Below are 25,175 nucleotides of genomic sequence, written 5' to 3' on the forward strand. Positions count from 1 at the left end.
AAAATAGGCCCGATTTATCTCAAAAGAGCCTAACTGATTAAAAAGACGCTAAACAGCCTCAACGTCGACTAAGCAGCTCATGGCGTTCGGCCCCTGCGTCAGACGCGACGTGCCGATGTCGAGCGTCAGCACATTCGGGTTGCCGGCTTGCTCGGTTTCCTGCCATTGACCGCCAAAGCCCGGATCAAACCAGGCGCCGGTGGACATCAGCACCACGCCGCGCGTGATCCCGTCGTTCAGCGACACGCCCGCCAGACAACTGCCGCGTGTATTGTGCACTTTCACCCGGTCGCCGTTTTTCAGCTGACGGCTGCCCGCATCTTCCGGATGCATAAACAGCGTCTCTTTTCCGGCGGTTTTGTTCGCCTGCGCCAGCGGAGACTGATCAAGCTGGCTGTGCAGACGATCTTTCGGCTGGATGGAAATCAGGTGCAGCGGCCACTGTTTCGCGCTTTCTGCCCCCAGCCATTCCACCGGCGGCTGCCATTCGGGATGCGGCGCAAAATCTTTGTAACCGTAACCGGCGATGGTTTCAGAGAACAGTTCGATTTTGCCGCTGTGCGTGCCGAGCGGATTAGCGCGCGGGCTTTTGCGGAATTCCTCGAAGAACACGTAATCTTTTTCCGGCATCGGCAGTTCAACAAAACCGCGCTCCCAGAACGTTTCGAAGTCCGGCCATTCCACGCCGGTGCCTTTCTGTGCCTCACCGCACTGACGGTAAATATGGCGCAGCCACTGATCTTCATTGCGCCCTTGCGTGAACTGCTCGCGATAACCGAGACGATCCGCAATATCCGCGAAAATATCAAAATCGTTACGCGCCTGATGCTGAGGCGCTATCGCCTGATGCATCGCCAGCACGAAGCGGTCACGCGACGATCCGCCGATATCGTTACGTTCCAGCGAGGTCGTCGCGGGCAGCACGATATCCGCCATCTGCGCCGCCGGTGTCCAGACGTTATCCTGCACAATCACCGTGTCCGGTCTCTGCCAGCCTTCCACCAGACGGTTAAGCTGCTGATGATGATGGAACGGATTACCGCCCGCCCAGTGCACCAGATGGATATCAGGATAATTCAGCGTCTCGCCCTGGAATTCATACGGCTGGCCGGGATTGAGCAACATGTCGCTGATACGCGCCACCGGGATCGACAAACCGGACGGATTCGGTCCGGCGCTGACGGCTGGCCCCGGCGTGTCATAACGCGGATTGCCCACGCTGTTCATCGAGCCATGACCGAACGAGAAGCCGCCGCCCGGCAAACCGACCTGCCCGAGCATGGCGGAGATGGCGATCATCATCCAGTAAGGTTGCTCGCCGCGGTGGGCGCGCTGCACGGAATAGGAACAGGTGATAAAGCTGCGTACGCCGATCAGATCGTCAGCCAGACGCGCAATACGTTCAGCCGGTACGCCGGTGATGTCGCTCGCCCAGTCAGGGGTTTTCGGGATGCCGTCTGTGTCGCCACGCAGATAGGCGGCAAGCTGCGGATAACCGACACAGTGGCTGGCCAGAAACGCGTCGTCCTGCGCATCGCGGCGCTGAATTTCATAGGCGACCGCCATCATCAGCGCGGCGTCGGTGTTCGGGCGGATCGGGATCCACTCGGCATTAACGAATTCCGGGCAGTCGTCGCGCATCGGGCTGATGTTAATGACCCGGGTGCCTTTCTTCGCCAGCTGTTCCAGTGCCGGTTTCAGGGTATGTTCCACTGCGCCGCCGGACGCCACCTGCGCATTTTTCAACGCCAGTCCGCCGAACGCCACCAGGATCTCAGCATGTTCCACCACGCTCGGCCACGAGGTCACGCGCCCGGTCAGCGGGGTAAACGTCCCGATAACATACGGCAGGAAGAACTGCGCCGAACCCCAGCTGTAGTTGCCCTGCTGATCCACGCCACCGCCGCCGGTGAAATAAAAACGACGCACCAGCGAACGGGCATGATGCAGACGACCGGCGGATGACCAGCCGTAAGAGCCGTTGAAAATACCGGACGCACCGTAGCGGTCACGTACGCGTTTATTCTCTTCAGCCACCAGATCCAGCGCCAGATCCCAGTCCACTTCGACGAAATCTTCACGGCCACGCAGCGAGCGATCGCTGTTTTCGCGGTGTTTCAGCCACGAGCGGCGCACTGCCGGTTTGCGGATACGTTTGTCGGAATAAACCAGCGGCGCAATGGAATCGAGTAAAGGGGAAGGATCGGCATCGGCCTGATAAGGCTCGCAGCGGATCAACCGGCCATCTTCCACCACGGCGGTATAAGCGCCCCAGTGGGCCAGTTGCGGATAGCGTTTTATCGACATAATGTCTGTTTTTTCTCAGCGCAGATAAATGGCCTTAAAAATACCATTCAGTGCGCTGATAACTCAAAGCACAAATGTGGATAAACCGAAAAGGGGATTTTCTCCCCATTATTTATCGTTTGAAAAGAGATGATCCTTTCAGGCCTGCGGCTGCGCGATGACCGGCGGCAGCCAGCTGTTGTAGCCGAACGCGCGGCGGCCAATGACGATCAACATCAATCCTAAGATCAGCGCAAAAATCAAAATGATGGCGATGATTTGCAACGGCATAAAGCTGCCTGCCAGTGCTGTCACCGCCAGACCGCTCACGGGGACCGAACACATATTCATCAGACCAATAAGCCCCATGGTTTTCCCCAGATGTTTCTGCGGAATAATCTGGCTGCGTAAGGTGCGCAGGTAGACGCTGAATGCGCCGTCAAACGCCATCAGTAAGGCGTAACCGGCCAGATACATCGCGTAATCGAGTGAAAGCGACATCAGCGCACCTGACAATATCATGCCGCAAAACGACAGGGTTCCCAGCGTGGAAAGCCCGAAGCGTTTGGCAATCCGCGGTACAAAGAAAAACGTCACGATGGTGACAAGCGCCGCCGAGGTCTGTAATACGCCAAAGTAACTCTCAGGCAGATGAAACTCTTTGAGGATCACCGCCGCACTCACCACCAGCGCCGCACCGTAGACCAGATTCACCACCCAGGTCAGCGCACACAGATGCAGCAGGATTTTATTCTGCTTAAGCACCTGAATCGCCGTCATGTTGGATTGCAAAATGGAACGCAGACTCATCTTCTCTGCCACTTCAAGGTCATGCGTTTCTAGGAACAGATAGTTGATGGCAGAAACGGCAAACAGCACGGCGGCACAGGCTAAAATCGCCCCGACGCCACCATAGACGGAAATGGCCACTGCCAGCGCCGGGCCGAGAACCTGCGTGGTCTGGTCGACACCCTGTAACATGGAATGGGCTTTCGGCAGCGTCTCTGCGGGGATATGGCGCGGTAACAGCGCCTCAGTGGCGACAAAGTTCAGGACATAGGCCACTGACAGCAGCGCCATCATGACCGCCAGCACCGGAAATGTGGCGCCGGGATGAAAGGTCAGGGTCAGGAAAGCGACCACCATTAACACGCAGCGTCCGGCTTCCACGTTAAAGAAGATAAAACGGGGCTTAATACGGTCAGCCAGAAAACCTGACAGCGGGAAAAACAGAATGCGCGGCAGCCATTCAATCACGAATGCCAGCGAGGAAAAGGTAAGGGAACCGGTCGCTTTCAAAATCGCCAGCGGCACGGCAAACAGCAGAAACTGATCGCACAGTGACCCGGCAAAGCGGGAAAAGACGAAACGTTTTAATCCAAAACGATCACTGTTCATATCGTTGCTTTCCTTAAAAAAAGTTCGGGAGCCACCCCGCATGAGGTGGCTCGGGGGATATCAGGCCTGACGGAGGGTAAACAGCGAACGGGCGTATTGATCAGCAATCGTTAAGTGCTCGTCAAAACCCGGTTCTGCGGCACGCTGTGGCCAGAAATACTCGACGGAACCTTCACGGGTTTTCCACGACACCAGCTTTTTCGACAAATCAAGCGGCTTAGCGGTAACCTGCATATTCACCACATGATCGGGCAGGCTGGCGGGCAAGGTGATTTTCTCGATCACGCCCACGTCGGCTTTAATAAAAGCGACGGCGCTCAGGCCGCGCGGCTCGAGCGTCTCCGGCAGCGGTTTGAGTTTGTTCAGATGGCTGAGTACGTGCAGTTCATACGGGTTGATGCCGTAGGTTCTTTCCACCAGATCCATGATGGTGTCGCCGCCGGTACGCGCCCCCACTTCGATGATTTTGATCTCACCGGCTGGCGTAATACGGGCTTCAAAGTGCGCCACCCCGTAACGGATCCCCAGGGCATGACAGGCGCGTTCAGCGATGTCACGCAGGGCCTGATTGTCACTGTGCAGCGACGGCATACTGTGGCCCACTTCGACAAAGTTCGGCTCTTCACCGAGATATTTGTCGGTAACCGCCATGGCCCGGTGATAGTCGCCCTGATTGATCACCTCCACGCTGACTTCCTGCCAGGCCGGGACATATTCCTCGACCTGGAACAAGTCTTCCGGCGCAAAGGATTCACCATTGAGTGAAATCACATCGGTAACGCAGCGGGCAAACACTTCTTCGATTTCCTGTTCGTGACTGATTTTCAACACGCCCAGGCTGCCCGCCAGTTCACGCGGTTTAATCACCACCGGCAGACCAAACTCTGCGATCAGGTTTTTCAGCTCGCTGAGGGTGCGAAACGCAGCGAAGCGAGGCACCGGCAGACCGGCATCTTGCAGGATTTGCTTCATCACAAATTTGTCACGGCAGTTGGTGATTGTCTGGCAATCATTGCCGTGAAGCTGGTAATGCTCCGTCAGCAGGCTGGCGGCGCGCACGGTGAAGTCGTTCATCGGGATCACCGCCGCAGGGGTTTCACCGGTTTCCTGTTGATGAGCCTGTACAGCACGCAGCACAGCCTCTGCATCGGCGACATCTCCCGGTAAAAAGCCGTCGAAAAATTTGATGGTCGGCGTGGTGCGGTTTTTTGCCATCGTCAGTACCCGCATTCCGCCTGAGGCACGTAACGCCCCCGCCAGCACACGCTCACGTAAAGCAAACTCGCCGCCAAGGATCAAAATATAGGTGTTGTTCATCGTAAAACTCCTGCAGGTCAGTTGTGGCCGTTATGCCGGCCATCGGATTAAAGGTCTTTACCAATCGTCCAGCCGCCATCGATCACCAGCGTGGAGCCGGTCACAAATCGCGCATCAGAAGAGGTGAGATACATTGCCGCTTGTGCCACATCCTGCGTTTCGCCCAGCACAGGCAGGAACTGACCCCGCTGGATCTTCTCCATCTGTGCCGGGTTGTCATAGTAGGGTTCAGTGAGCGGCGTGCGGATAACGCCGGGCGCAATGGCATTGACCCGGATGTGATGTTTGCCGTATTCCAGCGCCAGCTGTTTCGTCAGGCCGATCACGGCGTGCTTTGATGAGACGTAGGCGGTGCGGTCAGGCTCGCCCATCAGACCGGAGACCGAGGCGATATTGACGGCATTGCCGGGCAGGTTATGGCGAACCAGTTGCTGGCAGAATGCACGTCCGGCAACAAAGCTGGCGGTCACGTTGACGGCAAAAACACGTTCCCACAGTGAGAGGGATAATTCATCGATACGGCAGATTTCACGCGTACCGGCGCAGTTTATTAAGACATTGTTATCGCTGGCGTATTCTGCTGCTTCAAACACGCCATCCAGGCGCACTGAATCGGTAATATCCAGCTGGTGATGAACGTAGTCAGGTTCATTGGCGAAAACGGACGGGGAACAGTCAATGCCCTCTACCGCATAACCGGCAGCCAGATAGGCCGCCACCATCGACTGACCGATACCACTGGAGGCGCCCGTGATAAATGCTTTATGTTTCAGGCTCATGCTGCTTCCTTCATCGTGCGCTGGAACGTCACCAGAATGATGTCACGCAGTGCCGTCTCTCCCGGCTGGCGGCAGCCGATGGGTGTCACGGCATGGTATTTGTCGTGATTGACCACCAGCGTGTCGAATAACGCCTCGAGGCGCAGCACCCGCTCAATATTTTTAGGGTTCGGGGCAATCAGATTGTCGCCCCCCAGCATGTTGTCGGAGGCATGGATCAGGTGCACAAACACCACATCCTCATCATCTTTGTGCAGCCAGACAGGCGAGCTGTACGCGGGAGCATCGCACTGCGCTTCATAGCGGAATAAATGAATGCCGACACTCAGTTCTTCCATTGGCCCGATACGCCCGTAGGCTTCAACAAAAGCGATGTCATCCTGCAAAATCGCCTGCATCAGGCGGTTAGCGGTAATATTTTCGGGCAGCAAAGGATAATGGCGAACAATACCGCCGGTATCCGGATTGTATTTTTTAGTTTGCTTATATTCCGTAAAATGACCAAAACTGAGTTCACCCTGCGGATTGCGACGGCATTGCGCATAACCGCGCCAGCGATTTCCCGCAGAATAAGGATCCAGTGTCAGTTGTTCATACGCCAGTTTTAACTGTTCAAGTTCAGAAAGAAAAATATCTTTATTCGCGTAATTTACGTCAGGCAACGTTTGATAATAACTGCCGGGAATAAATGCATATCCTCCGGCGGCAAGATGATTAACATGTTCCATATAAGACTCGTTATTAATTCAGGACAAAGAGAGAATGAATCACCATGGTTAATTCACTTCCGCTAGGTCCAGTACACCACTTTGCTATTATTGAGTCTGCCAATAAAGCGCCCGGCCGTAAGGCGACTTCCCTGACTCACGCTGCTGACGCCGTGCAGATGGCAGGCGTTCATGAAGTAAATATCCCCGGCATTCAGTCGCACGGAGAGTGATTCCACGCCCTGCAACAGCTGCGGAGGATAGGGATAACCGGTGTCCGTCACGCCAAAGCGGGCGCGGCAGGGCTCATCCGGATCGAGGTTCCACATTTTCAATTCGCCACCGCCCTGCGCCGCTTCCAGGCACACATTAAAGGCGGTCACCGTCATGGCATCGGCAATTTCAAAATCATCCTGCTGCGCAAACTTAAGCTGTGCGCGGTCTTCATGAGGCATCAGCGACATGACACCGTTATCCAGCCAGCGACGGAACGTGGCAAAACAGGCGTAAGAATTCTTATAACGCGCCGGACCAAAATGGATGCCTTCATCAAGGAATAAATCTTCCAGCGTGCGGTTGAGGAACAGCGATTCGGTGGCATAGCTGTCCGCGACGGACATCAGTTCTGCCACACTGGCGTTGACCCGGTTCACTTCCGCCATATAGTTTTCACCGTTACGTGAAAACTGCGTGGCGCCAATCTGATTGGTCAGAACAAAACCGTCATCGGCGCGGTTTCCGCCCCCGTTGCGATTCACCATCTGATTAAAGTTTTCAGCCACATCCTGACAGATTTTTTTATTCGCAAAATTACGGATGATATACAGAACATTACCCTGATGATGACCGTGCAGAATAATATTCTTGATAATGCTAAAATCGACATTATCAGGCTGTGTCTCTAAATAACCGAAATTCTTTTTTACTGAACCGGACAATACTATCTCTTGCTGTTTTTCAGCCAATAACTCACTCATGATGTTCCTGCCAAAGAAATATTAAAATAATAAACGCACAAAAAATTGTTATTAAAAGGGTCTGGATAAATCAGATATCAGATGAATAAAGGCGAATACAGCATTCCCCCTTGTGACCATAAATTATTATCACGACGCGGCTGGTTAAGCTCTGAGTATTTCCCCAAATTACGCTGGAATATTTCTCCGTAATTGCCCACCTGATGAATGATCGCGCGGATAAAATCAGGACGCAGCCCCAGATTTTTACAATGCTGCTCGGACGGATAAAGGAAGGTGTGCAGGTAACCCGTCGCCTCCTGACTCATTTCAAGAATGTTTTTGCTGGTGACCTGCAAGTTTTCCGCTTCTATCAGCGTACGCATGATCCAGGTCACCGCTTTCAGCCACTGCGTGTCATGAGAGGACACTGCCGGTGACATGGCTTCCAGCGAGATGCGATCCTGCAAGATAATATGCGCTTCTTTGTCTCTCAGCTGCGCACGTTCACCGGCCAGCAGATAGGAATCGAGACAGTAGATATTGCATTCGCCTTGCTGATAAGCCTGACGGGCCTGCGTCGGCGAATCAAACAGGCGGATCTCGCAGGAGAGATTTAAATTTCCAAAGTAACGTTTCAGGTTCTCTTCAGTGGTGGATCCGCGCATGGCCGCTATCCGGCGCTCGCGGGTATAGCTTGCCTGTTCCACGGGTTCGAGCAAATTACTCGCCGGGGTCATCAGCACTTCGCCATCAAACAGCATCGGATGAACAAAACTGACGTCTGACTCTGCTTCACGCTGGAAGGTGATGCTGGAATTAAATGACCCCAGATCAATCACGCCGTCACGCAGCGCCCGAAACCGGTCACCGGACTGCAACGGCATATAGTGAATTTTTCCGACATCACCTAATACTGCCACCGCGACCGCCCGGGCTAAATCAATGTCGAATCCTTCCCAGCTATTGTGTAATGCATTACGAAACGACAATCCCTTAAAACCCAGACTAACCCCAACATTCAGCACATCATGCTGGCGTATCCGTTCAACAACCGTTTGGTTTAACATAGCTAACCTACTAAATAAATTGACTATTATGGCCAATCCGCACCGAAGATTGCCTCTGTTGAACATCATACGGCTTGATGATAATTTGGATAGATATTCCAGAAACAAAAGAGCTATGCGTGAAAAGCACAAATGAGTTAGCCGAACTGCTTCCCAGTTTGTCCGTTTTTATCCAGGTGGTTGAAAAAGGGAGTTTTTCTTCGGCAGGACGGGAGACGTCGCTGGCTCCCTCTTCGGTAAGCAGGATGATTGACCGGCTGGAGAAACGCCTCAATGTGGTGTTATTTACCCGCTCGACCCGCTCTGTCGCCATCACCGAAGTCGGACTGGAAATTTACCAGCAGGCGCTGACGGTACTCTCGGCTACGCAGACCCTTTTCTCCCGGGCGGATAGCTTCAGCGATACCCCTCAGGGTGTTTTGCGGATCACCGCGCCTAACACCCTGGGTAAGATCCTCCTCACCCCTTTTTTGCCCGCGTTTTTACGCCGCTATCCCGAAATAAATGTCGAGCTGTCGCTGACCGATCGCGTCACTAATCTGACGCAGGACGCTTACGATCTGGCACTGCGCGTCACCGAAAGCCCGCCGGAGAACATGGTCGCCCGCGCCCTGATGCCTATCGATTACGTGCTGGTTTGTGCTGCGGATTACGACGAAGTGCTGCCGGATTTCCCGGCAGGTCTCATCAAACACAATATTTTTTTCCCCGATGAACGGCAATTTCGCGGTCCCTGGCGCTTCTGGCACAATGAAATCATGGAGACTGTGACGCTGGTTCCACGGTTGATGATCAATAACAGCGACGCCATGATTGATGCCATCCTGCAAGGTGTCGGCATTGCGCTGATCCCCACCTTCATCGCCAACCGCTATATCGCTAATGGTAAATTACGTCGCGTCCTGCCTGAATGGCGGGTGGAGAATCCTCTGCCGCGCAACACCTACGCCATCACCCTGCCCAATAAACTGCTGCCGCTTAAAACAAGAGTGTTTATCGATGATTTTATGCAGTGGATTAAGGAAGAAGGAAAGGTGTAGTCAGAAGCAAGGGGAATGACGTTTACGTGGGCCACGCGTTTCGCCATCTCCCCCGCTCCCGCCGCCCTTTCGCACGGCGGGGCGTAAAAGCTGCACGAATTTTTTCTGTTACATCGTTCTTGCATCCCAAAGTTGCGATCATCCTCCTTGCAGCCACCGCTCTTTTCCGCAAAACTGGTTGGTGTAAACGATTACCCTCACGGAAAACGGAAGTGTTATGGCGACAATTAAGGATGTAGCAAAACTGGCTGGCGTATCGGTTGCGACCGTTTCACGCGTGATCAACCATTCCCCGAAAGCCAGTGACAGTTCGCGGGAAGCCGTACAGAACGCCATGCAGCATCTGCAATATCATCCGAATGCCAACGCCCGTGCCCTCGCCCAACAGGCGACGGAAACGCTGGGGCTGATCGTGGCCGATGTTTCCGATCCGTTTTTTGGCGCAATGGTGAAGGCGGTCGAACAGGTGGCCTACGCCACCGGTAACTTTCTGCTGATTGGTAACGGCTACCATAACGTTGAAAAAGAACGTCAGGCCATTGAGCAACTGATCCGTCACCGCTGCGCGGCGTTAGTGGTTCACGCCAAAATGCTGCCGGAGGATGAACTGACCAGCCTGATGCAGCAAATTCCGGGCATGGTGCTGATTAACCGCACCTTACCGGGCTTTGAGCAACGCTGTATCGCACTTGATGACCGCTACGGGTCCTGGCTGGCGACACGTCATCTGATCCAGGCCGGACATCAGCGCATCGCGATTTTATGCTCCAACCACGGCATTTCCGATGCCAGTGACCGCCTGCAGGGCTATATCGACGCCCTTACCGAGCACAACATTCCTGTCGATGACAAGCTGATTGCTTACGCGGAACCGGATGAAATCGGGGGCGAAAAAGCCATGGCGGATCTGCTGGGACTGGGGAAAGGGTTTACGGCGGTGACCTGCTACAACGACCCGATGGCCGCCGGTGCGCTGTCGGTATTAAGCGATAACAGTATTGATGTGCCGGGCGAGATTTCGCTGATTGGCTTTGATGATGTGCTGATTTCACGCTACCTGCGCCCGCGTCTGACCACGGTGCGTTATCCGGTGGTGGCGATGGCGAATCAGGCCGCGCAACTGGCGCTGGCACTGGCAAACGGTCAGCCTTTGCCGGAAACCACCCATATGTTCAGCCCGACGCTGGTGCGCCGTCACTCGGTCAGCAGCCCGTCAAACTCCTAGAGTGACTGGTGATAGACGCGTACCGGCTTGTCCGGATAATCCAGCGCATCGCCAATGTAGTTCCAGCCAAAACGCTCGTAATAGCCGGTAAATTCAGCGTACAGATAGAGTTCACGGAAGCCGCTGCGGCGGCTCTGTTCCAGAACGAAGGCCTGTAACTGCTGCCCCAGCCCGCGTGAGCGGAACGCCTCATCCACGTATAACGCGGCCAGCCACGGCGTCAGATCCTGACGGCTGATCAGATCACATCGCCATAGCCCGACGGTGCCCGCCAGCCGGTCGCCATCAAGGGCAATAAAAGTTTGCGGCAAATCCGCGCCGGTCAGACCGCTTTTCACCACGCTGGCAAAGAATTCACGGCTGTTTTCGCTGCCAAACGCCTGCCACAGCCAGTCTGTCACCGCATCCTGAAATTCAGGGCGTTCGCTCAGGTTAATAATCTGCATCCTGTTCAGACCAGCTTACCCTGAAAAATCGGCACGGATTCAAACAGATAGCCGTCGAATTCCGGCGCATCCACATCCGACAATTCCATCAGGGTATTTTTGACGTTTTCCATGTGCTGCCACATCGCCTGATACGAGCCCATGACGTCGCGGCGGCGCAGTGCGGCCAAAATATTCTGATGATCAGCCAGCCATTTCAGCCGGTAACCGCGGGTGGCAATATGACTGTGTAACTGTTTCCACAACGGGCTGGAATCCCGGTGCATCCAGATATTTTTCACCGAATCGAGCAGCATCTGGTTTTGCGTCGCACCGGCAATCAGCAGGTGAAACAACCGGTCGTTATCGCCGCTTTCGTCATTGGCGACGATGGCGATTTGTTCCTGCTCCAGCGTCCGGCGCAGGTTTTCGATATCGGCTTTGGTGGCCATTTTGGCGGCAAACGCGGCAATATTGCTCTCGAGCAACTGCCGCGCCTGCAAGATTTCAAAGGGGCCGATCTGCCCCTGATACATCAGTTCGTCTTCGCCTTCTTCCTGAGAAGGAATGCGGATCACGTACACACCGGAACCCTGACGGATATCCACCGTGCCTTCCAGTTCCAGCATCAGTAAGGCTTCGCGCACAATTGTCCGGCTGACACCGTAGGTTTCCGCCATGTTCCTTTCGGGCGGCAGGCGGGATCCTACAGCGAAATGCCCTTGCTTGATTTGCTCACGCAGGTCGTGCCCGATTTCCTGATACTGCTTTCTGTCCTGCGAAACCACACCTTTTTCCACACAATCACCCTGATGCAAAAAACAAAAAAGACCGGATGTTACTGTATCAGAGATAGCGCCTGATCCAGCACTTTTGCACCGTTTAACGTGCCGTACGCCACCATGTCGATCACGGCGATCGGGATGCCATGTTCATCCGTCAGTTTTTTATTCTCTGCCAGCTTAAAGCGCACCTGCGGTCCGAGCAGCACGGCGACGATATCCCGCCCGTACGCCTCAAGTTCATCGCGCAGATTGTTTTCCGGGATGGCGTAGATCTGGAATTCCATACCCCGGGCAGCGGCTTCTTTTTCCATTTTGGTGACCACCAGCGACGTGGACATCCCTGCCGAACAGGCTAAAACGATTCGTTTCATAGTGTTTTCCTTAGGTTATTTTTCCTGATCATCGAGTGTTAAAGACAACACACCACTTTCACTCAGCGATTTAAACCAGTGAGATGATTTCTTCTGACGGCGATCACGGTTGTTCTCAAGATCAATCTCAATAAGACCGTAACGGTTTTTAAAGGCATTCATCGGCGACACATTATCGGTAAAGGCCCAGAGCATATATCCCTGACAGTTGGCGCCCTCCTCGCGCGCTTTTAACGTCCAGTAAAGATGCTCGGCAATAAATTCAATACGATAATCGTCCTGAATTTCCCCGCTTTTTGTATCGCGGAATTGCCCCTCATTTTCGATACCCATACCGTTTTCGGCCACAAACCACGAAATATTTCCGTAATCCGTTTTTATGCGCATCGCCATGTCATAAATAATTTTCGGGTATATTTCCCAGCCACGCGATTTATTCATCCGGCGGCCGGGTAATTCAAAGTGTTCGTAGTAATACGCGGGGTGGAATGGCGTCTCTTTATTCCACTCACGGGACGGCGCTTTCACGCGGTGCGGGTAATAGAGATTAATCCCCACTTCATCCACCGTATTATTACGGATAACCGCCAGTTCCGATTCTGAATACTCAAAATGCACACCGTGTTTTTCCAGTAATTCCAGCAACTCCTGCGGATATTCCCCGTTGATCATCGGGTCCAGAAAGACGCGGTTATAGAATAAATCGTATAAATGTGCCGCTTTCTGATCGTGCGCCGCTGTTGAGCGGGCGTAAGTCACTTCCGGATTTAAAATCACACCGACCGTGCCTGAGGCGTTGTATCCCTTACGGTAAAACAGCTCGACGACTTTGGCGGTCGCCAGCACTTTGTGATGATTCCACTGCATCCATTTCGCGGTGTTTTGCTCGAACGGCCAGCGGATCGCATCCAGATACACGCGGGTCTGCACCACCACCGGTTCGTTGAAGGTAAACCAGCGGCTGACTTTTCCGGCAAAGCGTTCAAAGACTTTTTCCGCGTACAGCACAAACAGGTCGACGACTTTTTTCGAGCTCCAGCCATCGTATTTTTCGATCAGAAACGCCGGTAATTCGTAATGCTCCAGGCACAACATCGGTTCGATGCCGTTGCGCTTCATCTCATCGAGCAGGTCGTCGATATAGGCCGCGTACTCTTCATCGACCGTACCCAGTTCATAGTCGGTCAGAAAACGCGACCAGTTGACTGACGTGCGGTAATGGCTCAGCCCGCTGGCTTTCATCAGCGCCACGTCCTCCTGATAACGGTTGATGAAATCGGTGGCTTTCGCCGGACCGTAACCGTTATGCCAGACATGGCGGTTGTTCTTGTACCAGAGATCCAGATACGAATCCTGGCCGTCTTTTTTGCCGCTCCAGCCTTCGGTCTGCCACGCCGAGGCGGCGGCACCGAGAATAAATCCGTCAGGAATGGCGATGGAAACCTTACTCATAACGTCCCTCTTTTTGCGGATGGTTTACGCCGTGGCGGCCTGTTTCTGGCTCTGTTGCAGGGCTTCCAGTTGCGCCTGATCGGCACGACGCGCGGCCACTTTCACGAAGGGCAGATAAATCAGTACCGCCACCACAATGCAGCCAATCTGCGTGATCACCGCGCCCATGGAACCGGCCGTCGACAACCAGGCGTTGATCACCGGCGGCGTGGTCCACGGCACCATCACCACCGCGCGCCCGGCGAACCCGAGGCTGGTGGCAAAATAGCCGATGGTGCCGGTGATCAGCGGCGTGATGATGAACGGAATGGCGAGGATCGGGTTGAGCATGATCGGCATGCCGAAAATCACCGGTTCATTGATGTTGAAGAAGCTTGGCCCGAGGGACAATTTAGCGATTTCGCGCATCTCTTTGCGGCGGGTGGCAATCATCACCGCCAGCAGCAAACCGATGGTGCAGCCGGAGCCGCCGATGCTCATATACACATCCCAGAACGGCATGGTGATGATGTTCGGCACCTCGTGACCCTGCTCAAACGCCGTCATGTTCACCATGATGGCACCGAGCAACAGCGGTTCGCGGATAGGCTTAATCATCTGGTTGCCGTGGATCCCAATCACCCAGAACAACTGCGCGACAAACATCAGCAGCAGAATGCCCGGCAGGCTTTGCATCACCGATTCCAGCGGACGCTGGATCACCTGATACACCGCGTCGTACAAATACATGCCGGTGACACGATGGAAAACAAAGCCGAATGTGGCCACCAGCACCACGGTAATGATGGCGGGGATTAACGCCGAGAAGGACGCCGACACGTTTGGCGGTACGCTTTCCGGCATTTTAATGCGCAGGCCGTTCACCCGTTCCAGACGGGAATAAATCTCCACCGACAGGATGGCGATAAACATGCCGAGGAACAGACTTTTGGTATCAGAGAACTGCTTTGCCAGCACATCTTTCACTTCCTGCATCTGGCCGTTAACCATCATATCGACGGTGGTTGGCGTAACGGCAATAAAGCAAATCACCGCCAGCAGGCCGGGAAATAACGACCGCGAGCCGTTAATTTTCCCGAGTTCAATACCAATTAAAAACACCGCGCCGATGGTAAGAAAACTCAGCGTGGCGTAGTTAATACTGCTCATGATTGGCTTGAGGGTTGCCAGCCAGGAGAACATTTCAAAATGCGCTAATCCGTTTTTCGGATCCATCACCATATTTGAAATTAAAACTGAGAATGCCCCCACAATAATGACGGGCATTAACGTGATAAAAGACGCCTTAATAGCCATGATGTATCTGAAGCTATTAAAGGTATTGGCGAATCCCCCGAGAGAATCGATAAAACGGTCTTTCAGTGACATGACAGCACCTCATTTTCTTTTTTCTATACTTCACAGGTGTTGGTTTCGTCTTCACCTTTTATATTGAATGAGGAATTAAAGGTGTCGCACGAAGCTGAGTCAGATTCCGGTTCTGTAAATCATCCTGTCGGCCATATTTCGGGAATAAATGCGTAATGTGGCATGCCAAAAAATAGCGGAATACGAATTAATTTCTGTGACAGCGTTCTCACATGTGAATATTGGAATTCCAATATGATGAATTCACACTTTTCTGGTATACCAATTTGGAGTTTTCGATGGAATTCGATCTTGAGCAAACGGTGATGGAGTTATTGATCAACGCCGGAGAAGCACGTTCTAACGCCATGATGGCCATTCAGCACGCACGTAAAAAAGAGTGGGAACAGGCCGATGCGATGCTGAAAGCCTCGGACGACGCAGCGCGTGTCGCGCACAAAGTTCAGACGCAACTGATCGGCCTGGATGAAGGCGTGGGCAAAATTCCGGTGAATCTGATCATGGTGCACTCGCAGGACCATCTGATGACCGCCATGCTGTGCCGTGATCTGGCAGAAGAGATCGTGTTACTGAGAAAAGAGATGTTTGATAAACAGTAAATTCAACACGAAAGAGTAAAGGTCGCCCGATCAGCTCCCTCCCCTGCGAAGGGGAGGGCTGGGGTGGGGTATTAAGGTCAAAAACCAAATTCAAAGTGTGCTTTAACTCATTGCTTTGTATTTAAAACCCCCTCCCAACCTCCCCCTTCGCAGGGGGAGGAGCATGACCAAAATCAGTTCAGGTTTTATTGCAGCTGAGTGCAAAACACGATTAACTCCCTCCCCTGCGAAGGGGAGGAAAAAAGCCACTTCCAAAGAAAGAGCCGTTCTCAACATCTCCCTTTTTTATTCGCTGAAACTTTCTATTTCGCCTGCTTTCTCAGCAGATAAATAAAGTACGGTGCGCCGATAAAAGTGGCGAGCAAACCGGCGGGGATTTGATCCGGGAAGATGATCATCCGTCCGCACCAGTCCGCAAAGACCATCAGCAAACCGCCAAGCACACTGGCGACCATCCACTGCGGGATTGCCCTGCGGAACCCCATCATTCGGGCCATATGCGGTGCCATCAGGCCGACAAAACTCAGCGGCCCGACCGTCAGTGTCGCGGCAGCCGTCATCACCGCCGCCAGCAACAGGATCGCCACCCGGGTGGGTGTCAGCGCCAGACCCACCGATCTCGCCGTCACGCTGCCCAGCGGCAGGATGTTAATCCAGCGTCGGCAGAACGGCACAATCATCATGGTGACCGCAGCCAGAGCCAGCGTGCGCCACGCGGTGGCGGCAGTGACAGAATAAGTCGAACCTGAGAGCCAGGTCAGCAGGCCGCCCATGCGCGGATCGCCGCTCGCCAGCAATAACGTCATCAGCGTGGTGAACGCGGTACTGAGCGCGATACCGGTCAGCAACATGCGTTCGGCAGAGAAACTGCGCAATCCCGAGGTGACCATAATCACCAGCAACGTCAGCGCCGCACCGGCACTGCCTGCCGGTAACAGCCAGACAAACGCATCGCCCGGCACGATAAACATCATCACCACCACGCCGGTCGCCGCGCCGGAACTGATCCCCAGCACTTCCGGACTGGCCATCGCATTGCCGGTGAGTTTCTGGATCAGCACGCCGGACGAGGCCAGCATCACGCCCGCCGCCAGCGCCGCCAGCACGCGCGGTAAGCGCCACGGCAGCAGCGCCTGTAAATCGGCACCGGTTGACCAGCTCCAGCCGGTCGCGTTGCGTCCGGCCATCAGCGCGACCATCAGGCCGAGGAACAGCACGGCGAGCGCCAGCGACACCCAGCGCACCAGATGCTGACGTTCATCGGGCACATGGTCGCCCTGATCCATCGGCGGCGGTGTCATGTTATTGCGCAGACGCGGCAGCAGCCATAACAGCAGCGGCGCGCCCACCAGCGCCGTGGCGGCACCGGTCGGAATTTCCATCCAGAAGGGGGTGATAAACTGCATCACCTGATCGGTGAGCCACAACAGCAGCGCACCGATCACCGGTGCCAGAATAAGGCGCGCAGGCAGACGACGCGCGCCGAGCATTTTTGCCAGCAGCGGTGCAAACAGGCCGATAAAGCCGATGATGCCCACCGCATTGACCAGTTGCGCACTCATCAGGATCGCCAGCGTCAGGACAGCAAGACGCGCCGCTGACAGCCCGAGACCGAGGTTTTTGGCGACGCCGTCATCCAGCCCCAGCAGGGTCATCGGCCGCTGCAACAGAAACGCCAGCAGCCAGACAATAATCAGGCGCGGCAGCAGGAAATTCGCGACATCCCAGTCCTGCTGGTTCAGCGCCCCGCTGCTCCACATGTACAGGCTTTGCAGGTTCTGATAGTTGAAGATGCCGATCAGGCCGTTCACCGCACCGCAATACAAGCCGAGCACCAGACCGGCGAGGATCAGCGTGACCGGTGACATACGTTTGCCCCAGGCGATACCAAACACCAGCGCACCGATGACCACTGCCCCGGCCATGGCGGCAAACTGCTGAGTGATCATCCCGCCCGGCAGCGCCCACAACGTGGCGACGGTCAGGCCGAGCTGCGCGCCCGCCGAGACGCCAAGCGTCGCGGGTTCCGCCAGCGGATTGCGTAAAACCTGCTGAAACAGCAGACCGACCAGCCCCAGTCCGGCCCCCGCCAGCAAGGCCACGGCGACGCGCGGCAGCAGGCTGTAGTGGAAAAGCATCTGCTGAACGTTATCGATATCCGGCTGCCACAATGCGCCGCGCCACTGCGCATAAGGCAGTTGCTGATGCAGGTTGTAAATGCTGAGCGCACCGGCGGCCAGCGTCAGAATAATCAGAAGGATCAGCGACACGCTGAGCGAACGGCGGCTCATAGGGGTTTCCCCAGGGTGCGGGTTAACAATTTGCAGAAATTCATCGCGCTGAAAGTGGCGCCGTAATACCACACGGCAGGCACGATGCTGAACTGGTTTGCGCGCACGAACGGCATGGATTGCCAGAGGGGCGTTTTCGCGACGGCGGCCATCATGTCGGCGTTGTCGTGTTCGAAACACAATACGCGGGCATTTTTAATGCTGGTCAGGCGCTCGACGCCGACCGAGACACTGCCCCAGAAACTGCCTTCGCCTTGCCAGGCGTTGGTCAGTCCGAGTTCGCTCATCACTTCATCGAACATGCAGCCCACACCAAACACCAGCACATGACGCGTATCGATAAAGGTGATCAGCAATAACGGCTGCTGCGCGACGGGCTTCAGTTGCTCGCGGGTCTGCGCCAGAGTGTCGCGGTAAAGCTGCAAATGCGTTTCCGCACGATCCTGTAAACCGAGGGTATCGGCCAGTTTATGCAGGGAACTGATCGCCAGATTGAGCGGTTTTGCCGAGCCGTCGTTAGCTTTAACGCCCAGCACCGGCGCGATGGATTCAAGCTGGCTGATGGTCGGGCCGTAACCGGTGGTGATCAGCAGCAGCGAGGGTTTCAGTTGCTGGATCAGTTCCATGTTCGGTTCAGTACGCTGACCGACGTCAATCACGCCCGGTGCCAGCGGCGGTTCAACCACCCAGGTGTTGTAATTGCGGATATCGGCAATCGCCAGCGGCATCACGCCGAGTGCTATCAGCAACTCGGTGGGCAACCATTCGAGGGTAACAATGCGGCTGAGATCGGGGCGCGACGCCGACAGCGCAGGCAGCGACGTCAGCAACGGGGAAAGCGCCATCATCTGCAACAGACGGCGACGGGTTAATCCGGAAAAGTTTGAAATATCAGACATATCAGTATACGAAGCTCACCGGCGCGCCACCCGCAGGATGCGGCAGGATACCCATCGGAATACCATAAATTTGTTCAAGCACATCGCCGCGCATCATCTCTTCCGGCGCGCCCTGTGCAATCATTTCGCCACCGCGCAACGCCATCAGCTGATCGCAATAACGGGCGGCCATGTTCAGGTCATGCAGCACCGCGATCACGGTTAAGCCTTTTTCACGGCTCAGACGCTGGATCAACGCCAGCACGTCTTTCTGATGCGCGATATCCAGCGCAGACGTCGGCTCATCCAGCAGCAGGCAACGGCTGTCCTGCGCCACCATCATCGCCAGCCAGGCGCGCTGACGTTCGCCGCCGGAGAGGCTGTCCACCAGACGGTGCGCGAAGGGTTTAAGGCCGACCAGCGCAATGGCTTCTTCGACCTTTTCTTTATCCTGATGTTTGAAACGCCCGAGCGCGCCGTGCCACGGGTAGCGGCCAATCGCCACCAGTTCCTGCACGGTCATGCCTTCTGCGGCAGGAAGTTGCTGTGGCAGGTACGCCACCTGACGCGCAAAGGCTTTGCTGTCCCACTGCGCCAGCGGCGTTTCATTGAGATAAATCGTTCCGGATGTCGCGGACTGATGCCGCCCGAGCATTTTTAACAACGTCGACTTCCCCGATCCGTTGTGACCGATCAGACCACACACTTTGCCCTGCGCAAAGGTCAGGGATAATGGCGCGAGAAGCGTGCGTCCCGGGACGCTGAAACTCACGTCCTGCAGGCGGAAGACGCTGTCTGGCAGCGGGGAAGACGGATGTACGTTGTGATCAGGCATAAGATTTTCTACGTCGACATCTGGTTGAGAACAGGAAACGGGCACGACCTGCGTGCCCGGATTTTGGTGCTTACGACTCCATCGATATCCTCAGTAATTCTGGTTGCAGACAGGCGACAAGTGCGCGAATCCCCGGGCGCTGAGTCAACTAAGTGACCGGGGTGAACGAACGCCGTCAACGCATCTGCAGCCTGAAGTACAACGGATATCAGAAACGGAATGTGGCGGTGGCTACGACCTGGCGATCCGAACCCCAGTAACAGGCGTAATCGCGGTAGCAGCTGGCGACATATTCGCGATCCAGCAGGTTGTTAATGTTCAGGCCAACGGAAGAACCCGGCATGCCGAAGCGACCCAGATCGTATTTCACCGTCGCATCCACCAGCGTGTAGGAAGAGACGTTGAAGGCTTCATTGGCTTTGTCTGCATTTACGCCATTGGTGGTGTAGAAGCTGGAGCTGGCACCGACATAACGCACACCGGAACCGAGGGTCAGACCGCTGAGCGCCGTTTCGTGGAAGGTATAATCCGCCCACAGAGAGGCCATATTTGCGGGCACTTCAACAGGACGTTTGCCTTCGAAATTGGTGTCATGCGTGTATTTGGCATCGGTATAGGTGTAAGACGCCGTCACGTTAATGTTGGCGTTAACCGCCGCTTTGGCTTCCAGTTCCAGACCACGCGAACGAATTTCACCGGACTGAACGCTGAAGGCAGCATCAGCAGGATTGGCCGTCAGGTTTTTGTCTTTTGTCAGTTGGTATACCGCTGCCGTCAGGCTGATCGGACGATCGTTCGGGATATATTTGATCCCGGCTTCGTACTGTTTGCCCATTGAAGGATCGAATGGCTTCCCTTCTTTGGTCGCGCCTGCGGTCGGTTCAAAGGATTCGCTGTAACTGAAGTACGGAGAAATACCATTGTCGAACAGGTAGTTCAGACCGCCACGCCAGGTGAACTGCTCATCGTTGATCTGCGACGCGCTGTTGGTCGTGCGGGTAAAGGTTGAGCTTTTCGCGAAGTCGTAACGACCGCCAACAGTCAGGATCCACTTATTCCACTCTGCCTGATCCTGCACATACAGACCGGTTTGTTCCTGACGATTAAGGATTTCGTACGGGAAGTACAGGGACACGTTGCCGTTACCATATTGCGGATTCGCCAGATTCAGGTTACTTGCACTGCCGTAGTCTGCGTCAATATCGTTACGCATACGCATGTAATCAACACCAGCCAGCAGGGTGTGATCAACATCGCCGGTGCCGAATTTAGCCTGAGCCTGTGTATCGACGTCAAAGTTCGCCAGCTTCTCTTTGGACTGAACATAGCTGCGCGTAATGTTGCCGTTACCGAGGTAACCGAAGCCATAGACAGATTTATATTCAGTATCAAGTTTGGTGTAACGCAGGTTCTGACGAACCGTCCACGTATCATCAAACTGATGTGCGAAGCTGTAACCGACCATTTTCTGAGTGCGGGACATCCGGTTACCCGCTTCACCCTCGTTGAAATCGGTCGGCAACTTGTGGGCTTTCCCGTCGGCGTCGTAATACGGCACCACGGTGCCTTCACGCGGCAACCAGCCATAGTATCCGGCATCCGGATCGTTCTGGAAATTGCTCAGGAAGGTGAAGTCAGTTTTATCATCAGGACGCCATGAGAAAGACGGCGCAATCGAATAGCGTTTTTCTTTCGCCATTTCCTGCTGTGCATCCTGACTGCGCGCCACGCCGGTCAGACGGTAGGAAAAGACGCCTGCGTCATCAATGGCATCGCTGAAGTCAAAACCGGTCTGGTACAGGTTGTCTGTACCCATTTTGAACTGCACTTCTTTCAGCGGTTCGGTGGTCGGACGCTTGCTGACCATGCTGACAACGCCGCCCGGGTTACTTTTGCCGTACAGGACAGAAGACGGTCCGCGCAGCAGTTCAACACGCTCAAGCATGTACGGATCCATCGAGACTTCGGAGTAGTTATCCCCCTGAAGTTTGATGCCGTCGAGATACTGGTTGGTGTTCACAGAAGTGAAGCCACGGATTGCCATGGCATCAATGGTGTTAGAGCTGCCGCGGCTGGCAAACACACCGGCTGTGTAGCCCAGCGCTTCTTTCACGGTGACAGGCTGCTTCATGTCCATTTCTTCGCGGGTGACCACGGAAATAGATTGTGGCGTCTTCACCAGTGGCGTGTCGGTTTTTGTGCCGGTCGCGCTGTGTTTTGCCGCGATAGTGGCCGCCGGCCCCCACGCAGATTCGGGTGCCGCTTCGGCCATTGCCGAGCTGGTCACGTTGATGGTGTCTTCAGTGGCAGGCGCTGTGGTCGCGGCACCTGCGTAGAACGCGGTGGCGCTGAGTGCTGCGGTAATGGTTAAAGCTAACGTCCGACGCTTGAATGCGCCTTTTTGGACTGAGTTTGAAAGCGAGCGTTGAGAAGCCATTGCATAATCTCTGGAGGAGTAATGGGAATGTAAACGATAATTATTATTATGACCGTCGCATATTATGCTCAATGCTTACGCGGCTGCAAGCCTATTTAATGCATAGATTGTCCGAATGAATAAAAAGTATCCCCATGTTAAACATGGGTAAAAACGCCTATAAATTAAACGGGAATGAATGTGACAAGCTTGCGGGAAATGTAAATTATGGCGGGTAAATTGGGATGAAGACCGGCAAATAAAAAAGGCGCAATTCTCATTGCGCCTTTTAGGTTTATTGAATCAATCGTTTATCAGTTGCCTGAGCCAAACATATCCTTGATCCAGCCCGCCACACCGTTGCTGTCTTTTTTCTCATCCTGAGACTGAGGCTGTTGCCCGGATTGCTGCTGTTGTTGCTGTTGCTGTTGCTGCTGCTGCATCTGTTGTTGCTGCTGTTGCTGAACCGCGCTCACTGACGCCTGACACATGGCATCCGGTGAATCAGTCCAGACCGGAATTGAACGCACCGCGCCACTCCCGCCCAGCAAGCCGCCGCTGTCGCCGCCGCAGACAAAGTTACCGCTGCCATCAATATTCATCGTATTGATGCCTTCCGGCATTTGCAGGTCGAGCGGCTGAGGCGTGCCGTTTTCCAGATAGCGTCCGTAAAGCACCAGCGCACCGGTAGAACCCCACAGTTTAGACGGGCCGTTGTTATCGCGGCCAACCCAGGTGATCGCCACCTGATTGCCATCGATACCGGCAAACCAGCTGTCACGCAGTTCGTTGGAGGTCCCGGTTTTCGCCGCCAGATGCAGTTTCGGGAACTTGTTAGCTAATGCGCGGGATGTCCCTTCCTGCACCACCTGCTGCATCGCATACAGCGTCAGATACGCCGCCTGCGACGGGATCACACGGATGGCCTGCGGGAAGCTCTGATAAAGCACCGTGCCGTCTTCCGCAATCACCGAGCGCACCGCAGACAGTGGCGCTTTGTTGCCGCCGCTGGCAATGGTCTGGTATTCCTGCGCGACTTCCATCGGCGTCAGCGCAATCGCACCCAGCAGCATCGACGGCGTCTGGTTCAGGGATTCTTTCGGGATCCCCAAATCAATCAGCGTTTTGGTGATGTTATCCAGCCCGACTGCCATCCCCAGATTAACCGTCGGGACGTTCATCGAACGCGCCAACGCATCCACCAGCAGCACCTGACCACGGAACTGATGGTCATCGTTTTTCGGCGACCAGGTCTGGCCGTTCGCCAGTTTCAGGGTCAGCGGCTGATCGGCAAGAATGGTATTCAGACGGTATTTATCCGGCTGAGACAACGCGGTCAGATAGGTCGCCGGTTTCGCCAGTGAGCCAACCTGGCGGCGTGCCTGCATCGCACGGTTGAAGCCCGCGAACTGCGTTTCCGCGCCGCCGACCATCGCCCGCACTTCGCCGGTATAACGGTCAACAATGACCATCGCCGTTTCAATGTCATTCAGGCCGCTTTTCTTACGCAGTAAAGGAATGCCTTCCTCGACCGCTTTTTCCGCCGCATCCTGAGAAATCGGATCCAGCGTGGTGAAGATTTTCACCCCGGACATGTCCTGAACTTTATCGCCCAGTTTCGCCTGAAGTTCCTGACGGACCATCTGCATAAACGCCGGTTGCGGCGAAATCACCCCGCCCTTCGGCTGTACGCCCAGCGGACGCGCGCTCAGCATGTCATACAGTTCCTGATCGATAACTTTCTGCTCGACCAGCAAACGCAGCACCAGATTACGGCGTTGCAGCGCCATCTGCGGGTTACGCCACGGGTTATACAGCGACGCGCCTTTCACCATACCGACCAGTAACGCCTGCTGATCCAGACTCAGTTCGTTCACCGGACGGCCAAAGTAATACAGGCTCGCCAGCGGGAAACCGCGGATCTGATCGGAACCGCTCTGGCCGAGATACACTTCGTTCAGGTACAGCTCAAGAATGCGGTCTTTGCTGTAATCCGCATCCAGCAGGATCGCCATAATCGCTTCACGCGCTTTACGGCTCAGTGAACGCTCGTTGGTCAGGAACAGGTTTTTCACCAGCTGCTGTGTCAGCGTTGAACCGCCCTGTACCGCATGACCGGCGGTCAGGTTCGCCAGCACCGCACGGCCGATGGAATAGAAGTTGATGCCGTCGTGTTCATAGAAATGACGGTCTTCCGTCGCCAGCAGGGTATCGACCAGCAAATCAGGGAAACCGGAACGCGGCACGAACAGACGCTGTTCACCGTTGGCATTAGATGCCTGCAACATGGTGATCAGACGCGGATCAAGGCGGAACAGCCCGAAATCACGCTGGTTATCCAGATTTTTGATCTCTGACAGGCTGTTGCCGTCAAACATCAGACGGGCATTCACCTGCCCTTCTTTCCCTTCCGGGAAATCAAACGGACGACGCAGCAAATCGATGTAATTTGCGTGCACCGTAAACTCGCCCGGACGGGTGATGCGCGTCACTTCGCGGTATTGCGTGCCTTCCAGCAGGCCGACCATTTCGGCTTTGCTGATCGACATATCCGGCTCAAGGTTGACCTGACGGCCATACACCGCCGCAGGCAGTTGCCAGACTTTACCGCCATCAATACGGTCGTGAATTTGCTTGTTGAGATAAACCGCGTAAATCCCCAGCAAAATGAGGAAGACGACAAACAGTTTGACTAACAACCAGAACAGACGGCGCTTCTTGCTTTTCTTGCCGCCTTTACTCGCTTTACGCGGCGGCGCTTTACGGCTCATGCGCGACTCCCGTTCTTCTTCGTAGTCATCATCATCTTCATACTCGTCATCGATTTCCTCTTCGTATTCTTCATAGTCGTCATCCCGACGGCTACGGCGAACGGGACGAGCCCGCGCAGGCTTGCGCCCGGCAGGTTTACCTTTACGGCCAATCGGCTCGCGATCATCGCCAGACATCAGTCAATCTCCCAACGTGCTGCTGTGTT

General features: G+C 54.8%; 21 protein-coding genes. 4 read left to right on the forward strand and 17 right to left on the reverse strand.

Annotated elements, in window-relative coordinates; translation table 11 throughout:
* Positions 1–48: 48 nt before the first annotated feature.
* The 7 genes from EYY67_RS15970 to EYY67_RS16000 form a co-directional block, all read right to left on the reverse strand.
* Positions 49–2,307, reverse strand: a complete 2,259-nt coding sequence (locus EYY67_RS15970; protein ID WP_131693861.1) for a molybdopterin guanine dinucleotide-containing S/N-oxide reductase — start codon at positions 2,305–2,307, stop codon at positions 49–51.
* A 138-nt stretch (positions 2,308–2,445) separates the two neighbouring features.
* Positions 2,446–3,684 (reverse strand): MFS transporter, encoded by a 1,239-nt coding sequence (locus EYY67_RS15975; protein WP_131693862.1) that lies wholly within the window; start codon positions 3,682–3,684, stop codon positions 2,446–2,448.
* A gap of 60 nt (positions 3,685–3,744) precedes the next feature.
* The gene (locus EYY67_RS15980; protein ID WP_095923251.1) at positions 3,745–5,001 is read right to left on the reverse strand and encodes an ATP-grasp domain-containing protein; all 1,257 of its coding nucleotides are present in this window, start codon (positions 4,999–5,001) and stop codon (positions 3,745–3,747) included.
* A 47-nt stretch (positions 5,002–5,048) separates the two neighbouring features.
* Positions 5,049–5,780 (reverse strand): SDR family NAD(P)-dependent oxidoreductase, encoded by a 732-nt coding sequence (locus tag EYY67_RS15985; RefSeq protein WP_015696055.1) that lies wholly within the window; start codon positions 5,778–5,780, stop codon positions 5,049–5,051.
* Complete coding sequence (hilB, locus tag EYY67_RS15990) at positions 5,777–6,508, reverse strand: 3(1)-hydroxy-L-isoleucine 4-dioxygenase HilB (RefSeq protein WP_095923253.1); 732 nt, start codon at positions 6,506–6,508, stop codon at positions 5,777–5,779. The genes EYY67_RS15985 and hilB overlap by 4 nt, the downstream gene beginning before the upstream one ends.
* Positions 6,509–6,570: 62 nt before the next feature.
* Positions 6,571–7,464, reverse strand: a complete 894-nt coding sequence (gene hilA, locus EYY67_RS15995) for an L-isoleucine 3(1)-dioxygenase (protein WP_119822839.1) — start codon at positions 7,462–7,464, stop codon at positions 6,571–6,573.
* 77 nt (positions 7,465–7,541) lie between these two features.
* Positions 7,542–8,513, reverse strand: a complete 972-nt coding sequence (locus EYY67_RS16000) for an amino acid ABC transporter substrate-binding protein (protein ID WP_119822840.1) — start codon at positions 8,511–8,513, stop codon at positions 7,542–7,544.
* Positions 8,514–8,632: 119 nt separating this feature from the next.
* Here EYY67_RS16000 and EYY67_RS16005 point away from each other — a divergent pair, with 119 nt between their 5' ends.
* Positions 8,633–9,553, forward strand: a complete 921-nt coding sequence (locus EYY67_RS16005) for a LysR family transcriptional regulator (RefSeq protein WP_119822841.1) — start codon at positions 8,633–8,635, stop codon at positions 9,551–9,553.
* A gap of 217 nt (positions 9,554–9,770) precedes the next feature.
* Positions 9,771–10,778, forward strand: coding sequence for an HTH-type transcriptional regulator GalR (gene galR, locus EYY67_RS16010; protein WP_131693863.1), 1,008 nt, complete (start codon positions 9,771–9,773; stop codon positions 10,776–10,778).
* Here the strand turns inward: galR and EYY67_RS16015 are convergent.
* Genes EYY67_RS16015 through EYY67_RS16035 form a run of 5 tightly spaced genes read right to left on the reverse strand, consistent with a single transcriptional unit; the run spans position 10,775 to position 15,179 of the window.
* The gene (locus EYY67_RS16015; protein WP_095923258.1) at positions 10,775–11,224 is read right to left on the reverse strand and encodes a GNAT family N-acetyltransferase; all 450 of its coding nucleotides are present in this window, start codon (positions 11,222–11,224) and stop codon (positions 10,775–10,777) included. The genes galR and EYY67_RS16015 overlap by 4 nt on opposite strands.
* Positions 11,225–11,229: 5 nt before the next feature.
* On the reverse strand, positions 11,230–12,003 hold the full coding sequence (locus tag EYY67_RS16020) for an FCD domain-containing protein (RefSeq protein ID WP_095923259.1): 774 nt from the start codon (positions 12,001–12,003) through the stop codon (positions 11,230–11,232).
* Positions 12,004–12,041: 38 nt separating this feature from the next.
* Complete coding sequence (locus EYY67_RS16025) at positions 12,042–12,359, reverse strand: PTS sugar transporter subunit IIB (protein ID WP_095923260.1); 318 nt, start codon at positions 12,357–12,359, stop codon at positions 12,042–12,044.
* 15 nt (positions 12,360–12,374) lie between these two features.
* The gene (locus EYY67_RS16030) at positions 12,375–13,811 is read right to left on the reverse strand and encodes a glycoside hydrolase family 1 protein (protein ID WP_131693864.1); all 1,437 of its coding nucleotides are present in this window, start codon (positions 13,809–13,811) and stop codon (positions 12,375–12,377) included.
* 24 nt (positions 13,812–13,835) lie between these two features.
* Positions 13,836–15,179 carry a PTS sugar transporter subunit IIC gene (locus tag EYY67_RS16035; RefSeq protein WP_095923262.1) on the reverse strand — a complete coding sequence of 448 codons (1,344 nt, stop codon included), beginning with the start codon at positions 15,177–15,179 and terminating at the stop codon, positions 13,836–13,838.
* Positions 15,180–15,457: 278 nt separating this feature from the next.
* Here EYY67_RS16035 and EYY67_RS16040 point away from each other — a divergent pair, with 278 nt between their 5' ends.
* The gene (locus tag EYY67_RS16040; RefSeq protein WP_095923263.1) at positions 15,458–15,778 is read left to right on the forward strand and encodes a PTS lactose/cellobiose transporter subunit IIA; all 321 of its coding nucleotides are present in this window, start codon (positions 15,458–15,460) and stop codon (positions 15,776–15,778) included.
* Between the two features lie 163 nt (positions 15,779–15,941).
* Positions 15,942–16,112: a hypothetical protein gene (locus EYY67_RS24515; protein WP_165497967.1), complete on the forward strand. Its 171-nt coding sequence runs from the start codon at positions 15,942–15,944 to the stop codon at positions 16,110–16,112.
* Here EYY67_RS24515 and fhuB read toward each other — a convergent pair.
* From fhuB to mrcB, 5 genes are all read right to left on the reverse strand, one after another.
* Positions 16,081–18,069 (reverse strand): Fe(3+)-hydroxamate ABC transporter permease FhuB, encoded by a 1,989-nt coding sequence (fhuB, locus tag EYY67_RS16045; RefSeq protein ID WP_131693865.1) that lies wholly within the window; start codon positions 18,067–18,069, stop codon positions 16,081–16,083. The genes EYY67_RS24515 and fhuB overlap by 32 nt on opposite strands.
* On the reverse strand, positions 18,066–18,968 hold the full coding sequence (gene fhuD / locus EYY67_RS16050) for a Fe(3+)-hydroxamate ABC transporter substrate-binding protein FhuD (protein WP_095924709.1): 903 nt from the start codon (positions 18,966–18,968) through the stop codon (positions 18,066–18,068). Before fhuD ends, fhuB begins: the two co-directional genes overlap by 4 nt.
* Before the next feature lies 1 nt (position 18,969).
* Entirely contained in the window at positions 18,970–19,782 is an 813-nt protein-coding gene (gene fhuC, locus EYY67_RS16055) for a Fe3+-hydroxamate ABC transporter ATP-binding protein FhuC (RefSeq protein ID WP_131693866.1), read from the reverse strand.
* Between the two features lie 208 nt (positions 19,783–19,990).
* Entirely contained in the window at positions 19,991–22,219 is a 2,229-nt protein-coding gene (gene fhuA / locus EYY67_RS16060; protein WP_131693867.1) for a ferrichrome porin FhuA, read from the reverse strand.
* Between the two features lie 293 nt (positions 22,220–22,512).
* Positions 22,513–25,146: a bifunctional glycosyl transferase/transpeptidase gene (gene mrcB / locus EYY67_RS16065; RefSeq protein WP_119827045.1), complete on the reverse strand. Its 2,634-nt coding sequence runs from the start codon at positions 25,144–25,146 to the stop codon at positions 22,513–22,515.
* Between the last annotated feature and the right edge of the window lie 29 nt (positions 25,147–25,175).

It is taken from the genome of Rahnella victoriana, from assembly GCF_004330295.1.
Classification (GTDB): Bacteria; Pseudomonadota; Gammaproteobacteria; order Enterobacterales; family Enterobacteriaceae; genus Rahnella; species Rahnella victoriana.